19 protein-coding genes are annotated in these 19,346 nt (G+C 49.9%); 10 read left to right on the top strand and 9 right to left on the bottom strand.

From position 1 onward, the window contains the following. Positions 1-202: 202 nt before the first annotated feature. On the bottom strand, positions 203-412 hold the full coding sequence (locus BBP27_RS02465) for a heavy-metal-associated domain-containing protein (RefSeq protein ID WP_004519826.1): 210 nt from the start codon (positions 410-412) through the stop codon (positions 203-205). Positions 413-561: 149 nt separating this feature from the next. Between BBP27_RS02465 and BBP27_RS02460 the strand changes: the two genes are divergently transcribed. From BBP27_RS02460 to BBP27_RS02450, 3 genes are all read left to right on the top strand, one after another. Beyond that, positions 562-1,734, top strand: a complete 1,173-nt coding sequence (locus BBP27_RS02460; protein ID WP_188211611.1) for a sugar transporter — start codon at positions 562-564, stop codon at positions 1,732-1,734. Between the two features lie 193 nt (positions 1,735-1,927). Continuing rightward, on the top strand, positions 1,928-3,346 hold the full coding sequence (locus tag BBP27_RS02455; RefSeq protein WP_188211610.1) for an SLC13 family permease: 1,419 nt from the start codon (positions 1,928-1,930) through the stop codon (positions 3,344-3,346). A 115-nt stretch (positions 3,347-3,461) separates the two neighbouring features. Further along, positions 3,462-3,971: a peptidylprolyl isomerase gene (locus tag BBP27_RS02450; protein ID WP_188211609.1), complete on the top strand. Its 510-nt coding sequence runs from the start codon at positions 3,462-3,464 to the stop codon at positions 3,969-3,971. Positions 3,972-4,049: 78 nt separating this feature from the next. On the opposite strand, the gene BBP27_RS02445 is transcribed toward BBP27_RS02450, so the two are convergent. Next, the gene (locus BBP27_RS02445) at positions 4,050-4,547 is read right to left on the bottom strand and encodes a YbhB/YbcL family Raf kinase inhibitor-like protein (protein ID WP_188211733.1); all 498 of its coding nucleotides are present in this window, start codon (positions 4,545-4,547) and stop codon (positions 4,050-4,052) included. A gap of 186 nt (positions 4,548-4,733) precedes the next feature. On the opposite strand from BBP27_RS02445, the gene ypfJ reads away from it, so the two are divergent. Together ypfJ and BBP27_RS02435 are read left to right on the top strand one after the other, a co-directional pair. Then, the gene (gene ypfJ / locus BBP27_RS02440; RefSeq protein WP_188211608.1) at positions 4,734-5,573 is read left to right on the top strand and encodes a KPN_02809 family neutral zinc metallopeptidase; all 840 of its coding nucleotides are present in this window, start codon (positions 4,734-4,736) and stop codon (positions 5,571-5,573) included. A gap of 121 nt (positions 5,574-5,694) precedes the next feature. Next, entirely contained in the window at positions 5,695-7,077 is a 1,383-nt protein-coding gene (locus BBP27_RS02435) for a phosphomannomutase/phosphoglucomutase (RefSeq protein WP_188211607.1), read from the top strand. 104 nt (positions 7,078-7,181) lie between these two features. Here BBP27_RS02435 and rpe read toward each other — a convergent pair whose 3' ends face one another. Then, a complete protein-coding gene (rpe, locus tag BBP27_RS02430; protein ID WP_036490579.1) occupies positions 7,182-7,862 on the bottom strand; it encodes a ribulose-phosphate 3-epimerase in 681 nt (226 codons plus the stop codon). 277 nt (positions 7,863-8,139) lie between these two features. Between rpe and BBP27_RS02425 the strand changes: the two genes are divergently transcribed. Beyond that, positions 8,140-8,568 (top strand): Spy/CpxP family protein refolding chaperone, encoded by a 429-nt coding sequence (locus BBP27_RS02425; protein WP_036490577.1) that lies wholly within the window; start codon positions 8,140-8,142, stop codon positions 8,566-8,568. 65 nt (positions 8,569-8,633) lie between these two features. Here BBP27_RS02425 and BBP27_RS02420 read toward each other — a convergent pair whose 3' ends face one another. After that, positions 8,634-9,500: an ATP-binding protein gene (locus BBP27_RS02420; protein ID WP_188211606.1), complete on the bottom strand. Its 867-nt coding sequence runs from the start codon at positions 9,498-9,500 to the stop codon at positions 8,634-8,636. A 15-nt stretch (positions 9,501-9,515) separates the two neighbouring features. Then, on the bottom strand, positions 9,516-10,130 hold the full coding sequence (locus tag BBP27_RS02415) for a riboflavin synthase (RefSeq protein WP_003747104.1): 615 nt from the start codon (positions 10,128-10,130) through the stop codon (positions 9,516-9,518). 125 nt (positions 10,131-10,255) lie between these two features. On the opposite strand from BBP27_RS02415, the gene BBP27_RS02410 reads away from it, so the two are divergent. The 3 genes from BBP27_RS02410 (at position 10,256) to BBP27_RS02400 (ending at position 12,626) form a co-directional block, all read left to right on the top strand. Continuing rightward, positions 10,256-11,101: a 23S rRNA (adenine(2030)-N(6))-methyltransferase RlmJ gene (locus BBP27_RS02410; protein ID WP_188211605.1), complete on the top strand. Its 846-nt coding sequence runs from the start codon at positions 10,256-10,258 to the stop codon at positions 11,099-11,101. Between the two features lie 130 nt (positions 11,102-11,231). Continuing rightward, complete coding sequence (locus BBP27_RS02405; RefSeq protein ID WP_188211604.1) at positions 11,232-11,585, top strand: hypothetical protein; 354 nt, start codon at positions 11,232-11,234, stop codon at positions 11,583-11,585. A gap of 66 nt (positions 11,586-11,651) precedes the next feature. Further along, positions 11,652-12,626 carry a class 1 fructose-bisphosphatase gene (locus BBP27_RS02400; RefSeq protein ID WP_188211603.1) on the top strand — a complete coding sequence of 325 codons (975 nt, stop codon included), beginning with the start codon at positions 11,652-11,654 and terminating at the stop codon, positions 12,624-12,626. Between the two features lie 143 nt (positions 12,627-12,769). Here the strand turns inward: BBP27_RS02400 and waaF are convergent, their stop codons facing one another. Both waaF and guaB read right to left on the bottom strand, forming a co-directional pair. Further along, the gene (gene waaF / locus BBP27_RS02395) at positions 12,770-13,789 is read right to left on the bottom strand and encodes a lipopolysaccharide heptosyltransferase II (protein ID WP_107723114.1); all 1,020 of its coding nucleotides are present in this window, start codon (positions 13,787-13,789) and stop codon (positions 12,770-12,772) included. Between the two features lie 273 nt (positions 13,790-14,062). Then, the gene (gene guaB / locus BBP27_RS02390; protein ID WP_003678893.1) at positions 14,063-15,526 is read right to left on the bottom strand and encodes an IMP dehydrogenase; all 1,464 of its coding nucleotides are present in this window, start codon (positions 15,524-15,526) and stop codon (positions 14,063-14,065) included. A gap of 189 nt (positions 15,527-15,715) precedes the next feature. Between guaB and BBP27_RS02385 the strand changes: the two genes are divergently transcribed. Next, positions 15,716-16,141, top strand: a complete 426-nt coding sequence (locus BBP27_RS02385; RefSeq protein WP_188211602.1) for a DUF4124 domain-containing protein — start codon at positions 15,716-15,718, stop codon at positions 16,139-16,141. 69 nt (positions 16,142-16,210) lie between these two features. Here the strand turns inward: BBP27_RS02385 and BBP27_RS02380 are convergent, their stop codons facing one another. Both BBP27_RS02380 and BBP27_RS02375 read right to left on the bottom strand, forming a co-directional pair. Beyond that, complete coding sequence (locus BBP27_RS02380; protein ID WP_188211732.1) at positions 16,211-17,539, bottom strand: anaerobic C4-dicarboxylate transporter family protein; 1,329 nt, start codon at positions 17,537-17,539, stop codon at positions 16,211-16,213. 222 nt (positions 17,540-17,761) lie between these two features. Further along, positions 17,762-19,336: a glycosyltransferase family 2 protein gene (locus tag BBP27_RS02375; RefSeq protein ID WP_188211601.1), complete on the bottom strand. Its 1,575-nt coding sequence runs from the start codon at positions 19,334-19,336 to the stop codon at positions 17,762-17,764. Between the last annotated feature and the right edge of the window lie 10 nt (positions 19,337-19,346).

The following is a 19,346-nucleotide window of genomic DNA, read 5'->3' as shown; positions in this document are numbered from 1 at the left end:
TAGCCTTAGTCGGCCGCTAACGGTTTGGTACAGGCCTCGTCGTAATACGGCAGCCACTTGCCGCCGCTTTGCTTCAGATATGCGCGAAAACTTTTGTTTACCCGTGTGGCGGTGTAATCCAAATAATGGCAAAAAGTAAGTTATCAAGAGACAGAGGCCGTCTGAAGCGTTTCAGACGGCCTTTTCAAAATACGCTTATCGGTTACAAAGCCACATCGTAGCCGCCATCTTCTACGGCATCAATCAGCGCATCGGTATCTGTCTTGCTTTCATCAAAAGTAATCACTGCATTTTTGTTTTCCAAGCTGACTTCTGCTTTTTCCACGCCTTCTACGCCTTCCAAAAGACGGGTTACGCTTTTCACGCAGCCGCCACAGGTCATGCCATCGATGTTGAGGGTAACAGTTTGCATTTGTATTTCCTTTCATTCACACAAATCAAATATGGTTGCCAAATACTTTACTCCTTACACAAACAGCTTGCAAATTCTTCATTAAGGCCGTCTGAAAAATGCAGATAGGTGTACAATAACGCCTTTTGCTTCATCAAACGGACATAATAATGACTTCAACATTCAAACAATGGGTTAGCGTATGCGCTCTGGCGGTGGGGGCGTTTATTTTCAATACCACCGAATACATTCCGATTGCGCTTTTGAGCGATATTGGCCAAAGCTTCAAAATGCAGGCAACGGAAGTAGGCATGATGATCACGGTGTATGCGTGGATTGTGGCGTTGCTGTCTCTGCCGCTAATGCTGATGACGAAAAACATCGAACGGCGCAAATTATTGCTGGCGTTGTTTGCATTATTCGTCGTATTCCACGCGCTGTCGTTCTTTTCTTGGAACTTCAACATCCTCTTGATCAGCCGTATTGGTATTGCGCTGACACACGCTGTCTTTTGGTCGATTACGGCTTCTTTGGCGGTACGGCTTGCACCCACCGGCAAAACCAATCAGGCTTTGGGCTTGCTCAGTACGGGTACGGTTTTGGCGATGGTGTTGGGCATTCCGCTCGGACGCGTGGTCGGGCAATACTTCGGCTGGCAGCTCAGCTTCCTGCTGATCGGAGTCTGCGCTGCCGGCGTAATGCTGGTGTTGGCCAAAAACCTGCCTGCTTTACCCAGCCAAAATACCGGCTCTTTAAGCAGCCTGCCGAGTTTGTTCAAACGCCGCAACCTGATGTTGCTTTATGCCATGACGGTGTTGATTATTACGGCACACTTCACGGCATACAGCTATATCGAGCCTTTCGTTTTGCAAATCGGCCATTTTAAAGCCGAACAAGTAACAATAGTCTTGAGCCTGTACGGTTTGGCAGGATTTGCCGCGTCTTATCTGTTCGGCAAATGGTTTGCCAAAGCGCAACGTTTGTTTATGCTCGGCGCAGTGGCGGTCATCCTGCTCTCCGCCCTGCTGCTTCTGCCGCTTGCCTCTTTCCCGTATGCGGTATATGCGCTGGTGTTTATTTGGGGCGTGGCCATCGTCATCGTCAGCTTGGGCATGGTCTCCAAAGTATTGACGTTTGCTTCCGATGCGACAGATGTAGCCAACTCGATTTATTCAGGTTTGTACAATGTCGGTATCGGCGGCGGTGCGCTTTTGGGGCATTACGTGACCACTTGGTTCGGCCTTTCCAATATCGGCATTGCAGGCGTGCTCTTGGCTGCGGCTGCTTTGGCCGTGTGCAGCCTGCTGGTTAAAGCACAAGGCAACCCGCCACAAAACGTTTAAAATCCAATTACTTTCCTAATCGAACGGACAAACAGCCCTCCTGCTGCTTGTCCGTTTTTTATTTTATTTTAAAAAATAATTTACAATTTATTTACACTACATTAAATTACAAATATACTGTCGCTGTCAGGCCGTCTGAAAACGGCCGGCACAAGCGTAAAAGAAAAACCAGCAAACTTCAGAGGAACATTCTATGGATCTGCACGCAAAGGACAAAACCCAGCATCCGGAAAACGTCGAGCTACTCAGTGCACAAAAGCCGATTACCGACTTTAAAGGCCTACTGACCACCATCATCTCCGCCGTCGTCTGTTTCGGCATTTACAGCATCCTGCCCTACAGCACCGATGCCAACAAAGGCATCGCGTTGTTGATTTTCGTTGCCGCGCTTTGGTTTACCGAAGCCGTCCACATCACGGTAACTGCATTGATGGTACCGATTCTCGCCGTCGTACTCGGCTTCCCCGACATGGACATCAAAAAGGCGATGGCGGGCTTTGCCGATCCGACGATTTACATCTTCTTCGGCGGCTTCGCGCTTGCCACAGCCCTGCATATGCAGCGCCTCGACCGTAAAATCGCCGTCAGCCTGTTGCGCCTGTCGCGCGGCAATATGAAAGTGGCCGTGTTGATGCTGTTTGCCGTTACCGCCTTCCTGTCCATGTGGATCAGCAATACTGCGACCGCCGCGATGATGTTGCCTTTGGCCATGGGTATGATGAGCCACCTCGACCAAGAAAAAGAACGCAAAACCTACGTTTTCGTCCTGCTCGGCATCGCCTACTGCGCCAGTATCGGCGGTTTGGGTACCGTGGTCGGTTCTCCGCCGAACATGATCGCCGCCAAAGCGCTGAACTTGGACTTCGTCGGCTGGATGAAGCTCGGCCTGCCGATGATGCTGTTGATTCTGCCGCTGATGCTGTTCTCCATGTATGTCATCCTCAAACCTAATTTGAACGAGCGCGTGGAAGTTAAAGAGGAATCTATCCCGTGGACGCTGCACCGCGTGATCGCATTGTTGATTTTCTTGGCTGCCGCCGTGGCTTGGGTATTCAGCTCCAAAATCAAAGCTGCATTCGGTATTTCCAACCCCGACACCGTCATTGCCCTGATTGCCGCCGTTGCTGTCGTCGTATTCGGCGTGGCGCAATGGAAAGAAGTCGCGCGCAATACCGACTGGGGTGTGTTAATGCTCTTCGGCGGCGGTATCAGCTTGAGCGCGCTGTTGCAATCTTCCGGCGCGTCCGAAGCATTGGGTCAACAGGTTGCCTCCACCTTCTCCCATTCTCCTGCATTGCTGGTGATTTTCGTGGTTGCCACCTTCATCATCTTCCTGACCGAGTTCACCAGTAACACCGCCTCCGCCGCGCTGCTCGTGCCTATTTTCGCCAGCATCGCCACGCAAATGGGGCTGCCCGAACAAGTCTTGGTATTCGTTATCGGCATCGGCGCGTCTTGTGCCTTCATGCTGCCGGTTGCCACGCCGCCTAACGCGATTGTGTTCGGTACGGGCTTAATCAAACAACGCGAAATGATGAATGTCGGCTTATTGCTGAACGTCCTCTGTATCGTATTGGTTGCGCTGTGGGCTTATTTCGTCCTGATGCCGTAAACCCGTAAACATAGTCCAGGCCGTCTGAAAGAATATTTTTCAGACGGCCTTGAAGTTTGTCGTTCAGACACAATTTAACGAATGATTAAAACTGGATTCTAACGAAAGGAAACCCATGATTATCCTGCACACCAACAAAGGCGACATCAAAATCGAACTCGATTTCGACAAAGCCCCCGTTACAGCTAAAAACTTCGAGCAATACGTTAAAGACGGCTTCTACGACGGCGTAATCTTCCACCGCGTCATCAAAGGCTTCATGATTCAAGGCGGCGGCATGGATGAAAACATGAACGAAAAAGAAACCCGCGATCCGATTCAAAACGAAGCGTCCAACGGTTTGCCTAACGAAAAATACACCATCGCCATGGCGCGTACTTCCGATCCGCACTCTGCCAGCGCACAATTCTTCATCAACACTGCCGACAACGCTTTCCTGAACTTCCGTTCTAAAGAGCTGTACGGCAAAACCGTTGTCCAAGACTGGGGCTACGCCGTATTCGGTAAAGTCGTTGACGGTTTTGACGTGGTCGATGCCATCGAAGGCGTTTCTACCAAACGCCACGGCTACCACGACGATGTACCGACCGAGCCCATCATCATCACCAAAGCCGAAGTGGTTTAATTGATTGATTTCCCATAAAAACAGCCTGTCCGAATTCAAAACGGACAGGCTGTTTTTCAATCATTAATGACGATACCTTCACACATCATAAGTACCGACCACGCATGCCGAATCCAACACATGACCCTGCATGGCAAAATACAGCTCATTAAAGCGGAAACCGCGCGGCAAATCCAAAACGGTATCCAGCGCGTACACAATCAGCTCGTAACGATGGCGGTTGTTTGGTGGCGCCATACCGCCGTAAAACGAAGCCTCTTCAATTTCAAATTTACCCAACGCGCTCGCCCAAGTGTTCGCACCCTGCGTAAAATCTGTTGCAGAAATACTTTCATTTTCTGCCACGGAAGTACGTTTCAAATCCGAAATCAACCAATGCGTCCATACGAAGCCCGATGCTGAAATGGCATCTTTGTCTTCCAACACCACGGCAAACGATTTTGTTCCTTCAGGCGCATCTTCGATCTCAAAAGGAATCGAATAAGTAGGCATACCGTTCGGGCTGAACTGGCTGCCGCGCTTGCCGTATTTGTCTTCAAATTCACCGTTGACAATAGCTTTACTGCTGACTTTCATCTTATATCTCCCAATAGTAGGTTGGCTCATTCTAACAAACCCCAAGGCCGTCTGAAAGATACTGCCGTTTTCACTTTCCCAATGTCGCATTTTCAGACGGCCTCAAGCAATATTCGCAATTCGATCAAACACATTTGACATTCCATAGTATAATCCGCCGCATGAAAACTACACAGGATACGCATTATGGATTGGAAAGGCCGTGAACAAAGCCAAAACGTCGAAGACCGCCGCGGAAGCCGTGGCGGCGGTGGCGGCAAAACACCGGGCATACTCGGCATTATCGTGGTTTTGGTCGGCGCATATTACGGCGTGGATTTGAGCGGTTTGGTCGGCGGCTCATCTTCGATGGGTATCCCTACCCAGCAAGCTTCCCGACTCGACAGCCAACAAGAAGCCGAATTGGACGAACTGTCCCACGTTGTCCTTGCCGATACGGAAAAAGCATGGAGCAAATATTTCCAACAACACGGCCAACGCTACACGCCGACAACCATGGTGTTGTACGAAGGCAGTACGTCCACCGCCTGCGGTACGGGCCAATCTGCCATGGGTCCGTTTTACTGCCCGGGCGACCAAAGAGTTTATTTAGATTTGAGTTTCTACGAAGACATGCGCACCAAGCTCGAATCGGCCAACGATGCCGCGTTTGCCTACGTTATTGCCCATGAAGTCGGCCATCACGTTCAAAACCTGCTCGGCATTCTGCCTAAAGTCCACAAAATGCAACAACAAGTCGGCAAAAAAGAGGCCAATGCCCTTTCCGTCAAACTCGAATTGCAGGCCGACTGCTTCGCCGGTATTTGGGGACACTACGCCGTCAACAACAACATCTTCAAAGCAGAAGACATTCAAAAAGCGATGCTGGCTGCCGAATCCGTCGGCGATGACCGCTTGCAGAAACAGGCTCAGGGCTATGTCGTTCCCGACAGCTTTACCCACGGCTCGTCCGAAGAACGCATGGCTTGGCTCAAGCGTGGTTTGGAAAGCGGCGACATCAACCAGTGCAACACTTTCAACAATTGATTCGTCCAAACAACACTGTTCTTTGATGTAACAACAAAAGGCCGTCTGATTTTTTCAGACGGCCTTTTAGCCGTGTTAGAATAAGCCTCATTATTTCCCCTTAAATTTAAAGGAAATCCACATGGCAAATATCGCCCGCGACATTTTCAAAGCCTACGACATCCGAGGCATCGTCGGCAAAACCCTGACCGACGAAGCTGCCTATTTAATCGGCAAAGCCATTGCCACCAAAGCCTCCGAAAAAGGCATTACCCGTATCGCACTCGGCCGCGACGGACGTTTGAGCGGTGCCGGCCTGATGGCGCAGATTCAACGCGGTTTCACAGATAGCGGCATCGACGTCCTCAACGTCGGCATGGTTGCCACCCCTATGCTCTACTTCGCAGCCATCAACGAATGCGGCGGCAGCGGCGTGATGATTACCGGTAGCCACAATCCGCCCGATTACAACGGTTTCAAAATGATGCTCGGCGGCGACACGCTCGCAGGCGAAGCCATTCAAGAACTTTTAGCCATTGTTGAAAAAGACGGTTTTGTTGTCGCCAACAAACAAGGCAGCGTAACCGAAAAAGACATCTCCGGCGAATACCACAACAACATCGTCGGCCACATCAAGCTCAAACGCCCGATGAAAATCGCCATCGACGCGGGCAACGGTGTCGGCGGCGCATTCGCGGGCAAACTCTACAAAGGCTTGGGCAACGAAGTAACCGAACTTTTCTGCGAAGTAGACGGCAACTTCCCTAATCACCACCCCGACCCTTCCAAACCGAAAAACCTGCAAGACCTCATTGTCGAACTCAAAAACGGCGATGCCGAAATTGGCTTGGCATTTGACGGCGATGCCGACCGCTTGGGCGTGGTTACCAAAGACGGCAACATCATCTATCCGGACCGCCAACTGATGCTTTTCGCGCAAGACGTGTTGAGCCGCAATCCTAAAGCCAAAGTGATTTTCGACGTCAAATCCACCCGCCTGCTCTCGCCTTGGATTAAAGAACACGGCGGTGATCCTGTCATGGAGAAAACCGGCCACAGCTTCATCAAATCCACCATGAAAAAAACCGGCGCACTGGTTGCCGGCGAAATGAGTGGACACATCTTCTTTAAAGAACGCTGGTTCGGCTTCGACGACGGTATGTATGCCGGCGCACGCCTCTTGGAAATCCTGTCTGCCTTCGACAATCCGTCCGAAGTATTGAACAAGCTGCCGCAAAGCATTTCCACTCCGGAACTCAACATCGACCTACCCGAAGGCAGCAACGGCCACAAAGTGATTGAAGAGCTGGCTGCCAATGCCAAGTTTGAAGGTGCGACCGAAATCATCACCATCGACGGCTTGCGCGTTGAATTCCCCGACGGCTTCGGCCTGATGCGTGCTTCCAATACCACGCCGATTTTGGTGTTGCGTTTTGAAGCGGATACACAAGAAGCGATTGAACGTATTCAAAACCAATTCAAAGCAGTCATTGAAAGCAATCCTGCATTGAAATGGCCGCTGTAAGGGTTTAGGCTAAAACAAAAGGCCGTCTGAAAATTATTTCAGACGGCCTTTAATATTAAACATTGATTATTTAAAGTTTGGAAACCAAAAATATCCTGGCTTGGTTATCCGACTTGCGCCAACTGTTGACGCATTTCATCGATAACGGCTTTGTAATCCGGTTTGCCAAAAATCGCCGAACCAGCCACAAATGTATCCGCACCTGCCGCCGCAATTTCAGCAATATTGTCTGTCTTCACGCCGCCATCGACTTCCAATGCGATATGGCGGCCGCTTTGCCGTTCATACTCGTCCAACATCTCGCGCACTTTGCGGATTTTCACCAGCGTATTCGGGATAAAACTTTGTCCGCCGAAGCCCGGGTTAACCGACATCAACAACACCATATCCAGTTTGTCCAAAACGTTTTCCAAAATATTGACCGGCGTGGCAGGATTCAATACCAAGCCTGCCTGACAGCCGTATTCTTTAATCAAACCCAAGCTGCGGTCGATGTGGCGGCTGGCTTCCGGATGAAAAGTAATGATATTGGCACCGGCTTTGGCAAACGCATGAATCAAATCGTCCACCGGCTCAACCATCAAATGCACATCGACCGGCACGGTTGCATACGGTTTCAAAGCCGCGCAAACCATAGGGCCAAAAGTCAGATTCGGTACATAATGATTGTCCATCACGTCAAAATGAATCAAATCCGCACCGGCGCGGATAACTTCGGCAACCTCTTCGCCCAGGCGGGCAAAATCGGCAGACAAAATACTGGGGGCGATACGGTAGTCGGTCATGTTTGTTCTCCTAAAGTGTGTTCCTTTGTCATTATCGCATTTTTGCCCCTATGTTGTATGCTGCCGACAACGTCTCTACTGTCATTTTTATGAATTTACATTTCACATACATTAATGAAACTTAAAATCAAATTGTAAGGCTTTGAAAATAAATTATTTGAATACATACACGTGCAGAAAAATCTAACATCATTAACAAAAGTTAACTGCTTTGATACTGCCTTTCACACGCTAATCGGTTATATTTCCAAACCTGATGAAACATTAGGAAAACACCGTGTCTGTCGCACTTTCCCGCTATCCGACTTTTACTTTCTTAGCACTCGCCCTACTCTGTTCCAGCCTGCCTGCACATGCCGGTCCGTTTCTGGCTACTTTGGACGACTTCCACCCAAATTGCGATATCCGACAGCTTAATCTATCCGCCGACCAACACGCCGCCCTGCGCCGCCTGCGTACCGACTTCAAACAAATCAACGATAAAGCCTACCGCAAAACCGTACGCTCCGACCGCAACCGCCGTCAAACCATCATCAAAATCCTCTCCGGCGACTCATTCGACTCAAACGCCGCCCGCGACTATGTTGAAAGCCGCTACCTCTCCAGCATGGACTATGCAGTGGATGAAATGGAAATCCAATACCGCCTCTATCATCTGCTCAATCCGCGCCAACGCCAGCAGTGGTTGTCTTCATGCTTGCGCTGATGGATAAATAAAAATACAAAAGGCCGTCTGAAACCATATTCAGACGGCCTTTGCTTTTTTCAGCCTTAATCCAACACTCTTTCTTCCGGCAAGCGTCCTGCCCAGTCGCAGGCAAACTGCCATGCCGAGCGGCCTGAACGGCTGCCGCGCATTTGCGCCCATTGCAACGCGGCTTGGCGCGCGGTATCGTCAAAAGGCACATTGAAATCGTCCAACCAGTTGGCTACGGCGGTCAAATAATCGTTTTGGTCGAAAGGATAAAAACTCAGCCATAAGCCGAAGCGGTCGGAAAGGGAAATTTTTTCCTCGACGGCCTCTTTCTGATGGATTTCGCCGCGAGTGCCCGTAGTACCGCCGTTTTCATCCATGTATTCTGGAATCAGGTGGCGGCGATTGGAAGTGGCATAAACCAAAACATTGGTGCAACGTTGCGACAGTCCGCCATCCAAAGCGGTTTTCAAGGCTTTATAGGTTTCATCGCCGGTTTCAAACGACAAATCATCGCAGAAGACGATAAATTTCTCAGGACGGCCGGATAACAGCGTCAACAAAGCCGGCAAGCTGACCAAATCGCTTTTATCCACTTCAATCAGTCGCAGGCCACGCTCGGCATATTCGTGCAACAACGCTTTAACCAAGGAGGATTTACCCGTACCGCGTGCGCCGGTCATCAAAACATTATTGGCCGGACGGCCTGCCAAAAATTGCTCGGTATTGCGTTTCAGCCTGTCGGTTTGCGAACCGACTGCCGCCAATCTGCTCAAAGGAAACGTATGCGGACGCGGCAGGCTTTCCAAAATGCCTTTTTTGCCCACGCTGTGCCAACGGTAGGCCAAAGCGCTCCAGTCGGTTTTACCGGCTTCGTCAGGCAGGATTAAATCCAGACGGTTTAAAACGGAATTAGCTTTTTTCAAAAAATTGGATAATTTCATTTCGGCTTTCTTTTTTCAGACGGCCTTTTGTGCCAATACTCGCATCACGGTATCGACAACGGCTTGGGTTTGCGGATCAATTTCAATATTGATGAGGTCGCCTTCTTTGCGGCTGCCAAACAGGGTACGCTCCAAAGTCTCCGGAATCAGGTGTACGCAAAATTCGCTGTCGCTGACTTCGCCTATGGTCAGGCTGCAACCGTCCAAACCGACAAAGCCTTTGGTCAGGATGTAGGGCTTAAGATTTTCCGGCAGCTCAAACCAAACTGTACGGTTGAACTCGCTGGATTCGATACGTGAAATTCGGGTAACCGCCATCACATGGCCGCTCATCACATGACCACCGATTTCGTCACCAAACCGCGCCGCGCGTTCCAAATTAACACTGTCGCCGACTTTCAAGCTGCCGAGATTGGTTTTGCGTAAGGTTTCGTCCATCAAATCAAAGCTGACTTTGTTGCCGTCGATTCGGGTAATGGTCAGGCAGCAGCCGTTGTTGGCGACAGAGGCGCCAGTTTGCAGATTGTCGGCGATTTCGGGGGGCAACTCAACTGTGTGGGTACGAAAGTCGGGCGAAGGTTGGACGATATCTGTAATTTTGCCCATGCCTTGTACGATGCCTGTAAACATGATGTCTTCTTTCCGATGGTACGATAAGGCGGATATTGTAGCATTTTCCAGGCACAAAGGCCGTCTGAAAGCAGTGATGGCGATGGTTTGGGGTATAATCGGATTTTTATTTCCGCAGCCCGATCATGCTCAGCTACCGCCACGCCTTCCATGCCGGCAACCATGCCGATATGCTCAAGCACTTCACCCTCTTCCTTGTCCTCGAATATTTCAACCGCAAAGACAAGCCCTATTGGTATATCGATACGCATAGCGGTGCCGGTTTGTATGATTTGAGCGGCGATGAAGCGCAAAAAGTCGGCGAATACAAACAAGGCATTGTGCTCTTGGAACAAGCTGACAAGCTGCCTGCCGAATTGGCCGAATTTGTAGGCCGTCTGAAACAAATACTGCCGCAAGACAACCTTTACTGCGGCTCGCCTTGGCTGGCACAGGCGCTCACGCGCGACAGCGACAAAATGCGCCTCTTTGAGCTGCATCCTGCCGATTTTGTCCATTTGCAAAACAATATGGGTGAAGTCCGTCCTGCGCGTAAAGTGCAAGTCAGCCAAGCGGACGGTTATCAAGGTTTGATTTCACTGTTACCTCCTCCGCCCCGCCGCGCCGCCGTCTTGATTGATCCGCCCTACGAAGAAAAACAAGACTACCGCCGTGTCGTCCAAGTCTTGAAAGATGCTTTAAAACACTTTGAAACCGGCTGCTACATGGTTTGGTATCCCTGCTTGAGCCGTGAAGAAAGCCGCAAACTGCCGGACGAACTCAAAAAAATCGCTCCCGACAATTATCTGCACGCCGAGCTTCATGTCCATACGCCGCGCAGCGACGGCTTCGGTATGCACGGCAGCGGCATGTTCGTCATCAACCCGCCCTATATGCTTGCCGAACAGTTGCAAAACAATCTGCCCGAACTTTCCAAAATTTTGGCGCAAGATGCCGGCGCGCATTATGTATTGGAAAGCAAAACGAAATAAACGCCGCCGTCTGAATGTATACCCAAGCGCTTCAACTTTGCCGCCATACCCGTTCAGACGGCCTTAACCCTTTATACTTAAGCCTTTTTCCACTACAATTCACAACATAACAATTAACGGCCGTCCACTCATGAATATACGCACACCCCTAGCCTGCACACTCCTGCTCTGCGCGTGCAGCGAATCAGTAAAAAACGAATTTAAAGAAGAATTTACCCAAAGTTTCCGCACCGAATTTATCCGCTCGGCAACCGAAGCCTGCGTAGAAAAAGCTGCAGGAAAAAGCCCGTTTGATTCCGCGACCACTGAAAAAATCTGCCGCTGCATCGGCGAAAAAACAGTCGACCAAATCAATCCTGAAGAAGCGACCTCGCTTTTGGGCGGCAGCGACTCCATGAGCGACGAGCTGAAAAAACGCATCAAAGACACCAGCATCGCCTGCACTAAAGAAGTTTTAGGCATGGCCGACAGCAAAACCAAATGAACACGCCGTTTTCAGACGGCCTGAAATTGAAAATACCCGATTCAAACTTAGGAAAAGAGTGAAACCATGAAGACACTGAACCAATTCTTAGCCCAACACCTGCCCGAACACAAACTGCCGCAAGAGCTGGCCGGCGTACTGGAATCCGTAGCCGCCGCCTGTTTGGACATCAACGCCAAAGTCCGCCTCGGCGCGCTTTCCGGCGTTTTGGGCATGGCAGGTACCGGCAACATCCAAGGCGAAGACCAAAAGAAACTTGACGTCATTGCCAACAACATCATGATTGATGTTTTAAAAGCCAATGCCAACATCGCAGGCCTTGCCAGCGAAGAAGAAGACACCTATGTCGCCACACACGAAAACGGCGGCTATTTGGTATTGTTTGACCCGTTGGACGGCTCTTCCAATATCGACGTCAACATCTCCGTCGGCACCATCTTCTCCATCTTGGCGAAACCAGAAGGCGCATTAACTACCGAGTCCTTCCTGCAAAAAGGCCGCGACCAAGTGGCCGCAGGTTATGTTTTATACGGTCCGCAAACACAACTGGTACTGACTGTCGGTCACGGCGTGTTCGTCTTCACTCTGGACGATGCCAACCAATTCCTGCTGACCAAAGAAAATCCGCGCGTTCCCGAGTCTACTAAAGAATTCGCCATCAATATGTCCAACCAAAGACATTGGTTCGCCCCTGTTCAACAATACATTGACGAATTGCTGGCAGGCGAAACCGGCGTACGCGGCAAAAACTACAATATGCGCTGGGTAGCCAGCATGGTTGCCGAAATCCACCGCATCCTGATGCGCGGCGGCGTATTCATGTATCCGCAAGACAAACGCGACCCATCCAAACCGGGCAAACTGCGCCTGATGTACGAAGCCAACCCGATGAGCCTGCTTATGGAACAAGCCGGCGGCGCATCAAACAACGCCATCGAAGCCATGCTCGACATCCAACCTACCGGCCTGCACCAACGTGTTGCCGTATTCATGGGCAGCCGCGAAGAAGTAGAATACGTTTATAATCTGCATCAAAAATAATCAGATGTATTGATTTCAAACCAAAAAAGGCCGTCTGAAATATGATTTTCAGACGGCCTTTTGTTAAAAAATAAAAGAAACGAAAGATTAAAAAGACAGACTCAAATCTGTCCTTTACTGTTTTCCATCTAACCTTTATTAGATTACGCCGAACGAGCCAGCGCTTCCGCTGCTTTTTGCACCATATCCGGCGTCAGCTTGTTCAAACAATCCGTATGCCCCAACGGACATTCACGTTTGAAACAAGGTGAACAATCCAAATTCAAGCTGACGATTTTTGCCTTTTGGCTGAGAGGCGGCGTATGGTCAGGGCTGGATGAGCCGTAAACCGCAACCAATTTCCGATCAAGCGCGGCCGCAAGGTGCATCAGACCGCTGTCGTTGCACACAACCGTATCGGCGCAAGACAACAAATCAATGGCTTCAGAAAGATTGGTTTTGCCACAAAGATTGGTGCAAAGGCCGTCTGAAAGTCGGTTGATTTCATCTGCAATATCAAAATCTTTTTGCGAACCAAACAGCCAAACCTGCCAACCCTCTGCCAAATATCGGCGACCGAGTTCGGCAAAATGACGCGCAGGCCAACGCTTGGCCGGGCCATACTCCGCACCGGGACAAAATGCCAAAATCGGCTTATCCGTCGCCAAACCATGTTTTGCCAAAGCGGCTTGACGGCTTTCGGGATCAATCTTAAAACACGGATTATCGGAATGCCCGTTAAAATCCGCTTGGGTCGGATGCGCCAGCGCAGTATAGCGGTCGACCATCAGGGGCAACGCGACCTTATCCAACTTGCGGATATCGTTCAGTAAAAAATAGCGCGACTCGCCGACGTAGCCCGTACGTTGCTTGATGCCCGTAGCCAAGGCAATAATGGCGGATTTGAGCGAACCGGGCAAAACAATCACTTGATCATAGCCTTCTTTTCCCAATTCGCGACCGATATGCCAGCGTTTTTTCAATTCCAACGCACCATGTCCAAACGGGTTTTCCATCACACGGCTAATTTCAGGCATACGCTCAAATACGGCCATCGACCATTTGGGCGCAAAAGCATCAATAGTGCAGCCGGGATGCAGCTCATGCAAACGGCGATAAAGCGGTTGGGTCATGACGCAGTCGCCAATCCAGCTTGGGGTAATAATCAGGATTTTTTTGGACATAATGGAATGTGTTTTTAATTTTGGCTTATTGTAATACGATTTTTAAAAGGCCGTCTGAAACTCGGTTTAATCTCTCAGTTCAAAACGTACTAGTTGATACATGTCATTTCAGCGCATGAAGCGTTCGTCTTCCCAATTATTCGGCAAATTCTGCAAATACCCAACCTGAAACACCAGGCTAAACGGCGGCAAACAATATTTGCTTCATTTTTAAAACCTTATAAAAACAGAAAGGCCGTCTGAAATATTTTCAGACGACCTTTTTATACTGGTTTAACGATGGTAGTTAGGCGCTTCTTTAGTGATTTGTACGTCGTGAACGTGGGATTCGCTCATACCGGCAGAAGTGATTTCCACAAATTCTGCTTTCTCGTGCATTTCAGCAATATTGGCACAACCCAAGTAACCCATGCTGGAGCGCAGGCCGCCGGTCAGCTGGTGGATGATGTTCACAATCGGACCTTTGTAAGGCACGCGGCCTTCAATGCCTTCAGGAACATATTTGTCTGTACTGTCGGTTTTGTCTTGGAAGTAGCGGTCGGCAGAGCCTTGGCTCATCGCACCCAACGAACCCATGCCGCGGTAAGACTTGTAAGAGCGGCCTTGGTAGAGTTCGATTTCGCCCGGTGCTTCTTCCGTACCGGCAAACATACCGCCCAGCATGACGCTGTATGCGCCGGCAGCAAGTGCTTTGGCAATATCGCCGGAGAAGCGGATACCGCCGTCGGCAATCAGGGGAACGCCGGTACCTTTCAAGGCTTCGGAAACATTGTGAATCGCAGTCAGTTGAGGCACGCCCACGCCTGCCACGATACGAGTCGTACAAATCGAGCCCGGGCCGATACCGACTTTAACGGCATCCGCACCTGCGGCCACCAAATCCAAAGCGGCTTTAGCAGTCGCGATGTTGCCGCCGATGACTTGGATGTGCGGATAAGTTTCTTTTACCCAGCGCACGCGATCGATAACGCCTTGGCTATGACCGTGGGCAGTATCGACCACAATTACGTCCACGCCTGCTTCTACCAATGCTTTGACGCGCTCCTCGGTATCGCCGCCGGTACCCACCGCGGCACCAACGCGCAGACGGCCTTCGGCATCTTTGTTGGCATTAGGGAATTCAGTTGTTTTCAGAATATCTTTAACTGTAATCAGACCTTTGAGTTCGTCTTGGTCGTTCAACACCAAAACGCGCTCAACTTTATGCGCATGCATGATTTCACGGGCTTCATCGATGCTGGTACCTTCGGGAACGGTAACCAAACGGTCGCGGGGAGTCATGATGGCAGAAACCGGCAGATCGACACGGTTTTCAAAACGTAGGTCGCGGTTGGTCACGATACCGACCACTTTGCCGTTTTCAACAACAGGCAAACCGGACATTTTACGTTTGCGTTGTGCGCGCATTTCCAAAACTTCGCGGATCAATGCGGTCGGCGCAACGGTAACAGGATCTTTCACCACGCCGCTCTCATGGCGCTTCACTTTGGAAACGGCACGCGCTTGCAACTCCGGCGTCATGTTTTTATGGATAATGCCGATGCCGCCTTCTTGAGCCATAGAGATGGCCAGACGCGCTTCGGTAACGGTATCCATTGCAGCAGAAAGTAGAGGGAGGTTGAGCGTGATATCGCGGGTGAGTTTGGTTTGAAGTTTGACATCTCGAGGCAGCACGTTTGAGTGCGCTGGAACCAACAAAACGTCGTCGAAAGTATAGGCTTTTTCTACAATACGCATGATGCTCGGTCTTTCAGTTTGTGCAAGATGCACGGCATTATATCACACCGGCTTGATGCTAACATTGGCAATACACGTTTTAACGTTATTTTTTTACATGATTTGATTTGGCGTACAAAAATATGCCAACGCATTGCAGTTTCAAGTAAAATAAGCCGCATGAGAACATCATTTACATAAGGGAAACCCATGAAATCTTCCGTACTCAAAACCTGTCTGACAGCAGCCCTTCTCTCTTCCGCCGCCCTGACCGGCGCGGCCGAGGTTTACACTTGGAAAGGCACATCGGGCAACAGCTATTCCGATACGCCAAACCGCCTGCAACCGAAGCGTTCCGGCGTGGTCAACATCCGCACGCACAACGTCAAACCTGCCGTTGCGCCTACTGTTGCGGCATCTGAGCCGGTTGCCGAGCAGCCCAACGAACAGGTTGCGGAACAAAACAAACAAATTGAAGAGCGCAATAAAAAAATCGAAGAGCAAAACCGCCAAAACAAGCTGGAAAACTGCAAAATCGCCAAAATCAACCGCCAAGTCGCCGAAAGCGCACGCTTGGCCAATCGCGACAGCCTGATTAAGCAATACCAAAACGACGTTAATAAATACTGCAATTAAGCTCCCAAATAACAATATCAAAAAGGCCGTCTGAAATTTAATTTCAGACGGCCTTATTTTTTTAGCCTATCAATAATACACCTGAACCAACAACAAACCGATGGCTAAACTGAATGCCATGCTCAACAGGCCCGGAATCATGAAGCTGTGGTTGAAGATGAATTTGCCGATTTTGGTTGAGCCGGTTGTATCGAAGTCGATAGCGGCAATAATCGGACCGTAGTTCGGAATGAAGAAATAGCCGTTTACCGCGACAAATGTGCCGATAATGATGGGCGCAGGAATACCTAGTTTGATGGCGATTGGGAACAGCGTCGCCACTGTCGCGCCTTGACTGTTGACCAATACCGACAAGACAAACAGGGCAAAGGCAAAAGTCCATGGTGCAGATTCAACCAAATGGCTGACGGTCGATTCCACTTCTGTTAAGTGGCCGTTCATCAAGGTATCGCCCAACCAAGCCACGCCAAACACCGCAATCACGGCACGCATACCAGCATGGAATACCGAACCTCGGGTAATCGCATCGCCATTGGGTTTACACGCCAGAATAATCAGCGCAGAAGCAGACAACATCACGATTTCAATCGTATGCGCCATGCCCATAGGCTTGATCGTGCCATCGTGTTCAAAAGCCGGACGCAACTCAGGTAGCGCCCCCATCACCACCACCAGCAATGCCGCAGTCAAGAAAATACCGACCGACAATTTGGCTTTCGGCGAAATGGTGACATCGGTTTTTTGTTCCTCTACATCGATGTATTCTTTCACATAATTCGGATCTTGCAGCAAAGCCTGATAATGCGGATCGTCTTTCAACTCTTTGCCCAGTTTGTTTACGAACACGCAAGCCAAACCGATACCCAAAATCGTGGAGGGAACGGTAACTTTCAACACATCCGCCATCGTGATGTGTTGCGGCTCAAGCATGGTGACGCAGGCAACGACGGCTGCGGCAATCGGGCTGGCGACAATCGCAAATTGGGAAGCGATAACCGCCATCGTCAGCGGACGGGAGGGACGGATGCCATTGCGACGGCTGACTTCGGCAATCACGGGCAAGACCGAGTAAGCCACATGGCCCGTACCTGCCAAGACGGTAAAGGTATAAGTTACCGCCGGCGCGATAAAGGTGATGTATTTCGGATTGCGGTGCAACACGCGCGTGGCAATCTTAATCATATAGTCCAAACCGCCGCTGGCCTGCATGGCCGCCGCGGCAGAGACTACCGCCATAATCATCAGCATCACATCAATCGGCGGGCTGGTCGGCTGAAGATGGAAACCAAAAGACAATACGGCCAAGCCGATACCGCCGAGCACGCCCAAACCAATACCGCCAACCTGCGCGCCAATCAGGATACACAGCAGCACGACGGCAAACTGGATAAAAAACATAGTTGACATAACAACTCCCAAAATCCGGCCTTCGCCGAAATAAAATTACAAACGGTTGGATTATAGAGTAAACCCTCTTCCCTAACCATACTTTACCTAATTATACATACTGATCTACATCAAATAAATAATATTCTCATTTAAGCGCTAGGTTTTTAAAAATACAAAAGAGGCCGTCTGAAAATTTTCAGACGGCCTCTATGATTTAAAAAGATGATAAGGCTATTTTCCGGCTACTTCTTCATCTTTTATAAAATCCGATACGCCATGAACACAGCGGATTTTGCGTTCCGACAAAGTTGCCTCCAACAAGGCATCGTTTTGTGGCAAGGAATCGCGTTCTGCCTCATTGTGCCAGAGGTGATACGCAATGCCGGCAAATTTCAAATTATGGCGTTTCATCCCGTTATGATAGCAACGGGCGACAAATTCGCTGTCTTCCCTGCCCCAACCGACAAAGCTATTGTCAAACCCGTTGACGGCCAGCGCATCGCTGCGGAAAAAGCCCATATTGCAAGTTTTGATGCCTTTGTGTTTGCGGTTGCCTTTTCGGCCTGCCAATTTGGCCAAACAACGGCAGCGCAGGGCGGACAGCCGTTTTTCTATTCCCGAACTGAACATAGACAAAGCAGGCAAATCGCCTTCGTCCAAAATATCCTGAGTTTTATCCTCAGTCAAAATCACGCGGGAACCCTGTATCAGACGGCCTTTGCGGGCAACCTTCAAATGATCGGCAATAAAAGACGGATCCAAAACCATATCGCCGTCAATCAACACAATATAATCGTTTTTTGCCTGCGCCAACGCACGGTTGCGCGATTCGGCGGCACGAAAGCCTCTATCCGGCTGCCATGAGTGCTTAACGGGAATGCTTGTCCTACGGCGGATAAAATCAACCACTTCGGCGGTTTCCTGCCTTGAGCCATCATCCGCGACAATAATCTCATCCGGCAGACGGGTTTGCGATAAAGCCGATTTCAACACCAGCTCCAAAGCATCGGGGCGATTGTAAGTGGTGATGATGAGGGAGACGGTTATCGTACGATTGCGCTCGTAGAGTTTGACATATTTGTAATACGAACCTTGTGCATTGGACACCGAAATCGTCAGGCCGTCTGCACCATAGGCAAAACCGCGCTTGAGCAGGTAATTTTTCACAAACGATACGCCGCCATGCAGCAAAGCCTTAAACGGCGAACTGTCTTTCTTAAAACGATTTTCTTCCGCATACAGTGAGCTGTACTGCTGCATTTTCTGAATCAGCCCTTCGGCGTTTTCAAAAGAATAATGTTTCAGACGGCCATCGAGTTGTTTAACCTTGGCTTCCCGCGGCAACACCAAAGACTCATGCACCTGACGGTCGGAAAAACGGGTAAATCTGCGATGATAAAGGCGTGGAATAATATCCGGATACCAGCCGCAGCCTTTAATCAGTCTGCCGTGGTAATGGTTCAGACGGGAAAGCGAAAAAATATGCTCCTTCTCATTTTCCAAAACGGCTGCACGAATGGATTCGATTAAAGCCTCATCCGCCACTTCATCGCTGTCTATACTGAAAATCCAATCGTTTTGTGCCAGTCTGGCCGCCAGACTTTTCATCGGGCCAAACCCGATAAAGTCATGCTTGTAATAGCTGACATTCGGAAAGCCCTTGGCAATTTCAAAAGTACGGTCGGTCGAGCCGTTGTCCAACAACAGGACCTCGTCAAAGTCTTTCAGCGCATTCAAAACTTCTGAAAGATAACGTTCTGAATTTTTTACCAACATGGCGGCGGTTGCCGGAATTGTGTGCATCATAAAAAGGCCG

It is taken from the genome of Neisseria sp. RH3002v2g, assembly GCF_014596425.2.
GTDB lineage: Bacteria > Pseudomonadota > Gammaproteobacteria > Burkholderiales > Neisseriaceae > Neisseria.
The sequence above is the reverse complement of the archived record's forward strand: the minus strand, read 5'-3'. Positions and strand labels throughout refer to the sequence as shown.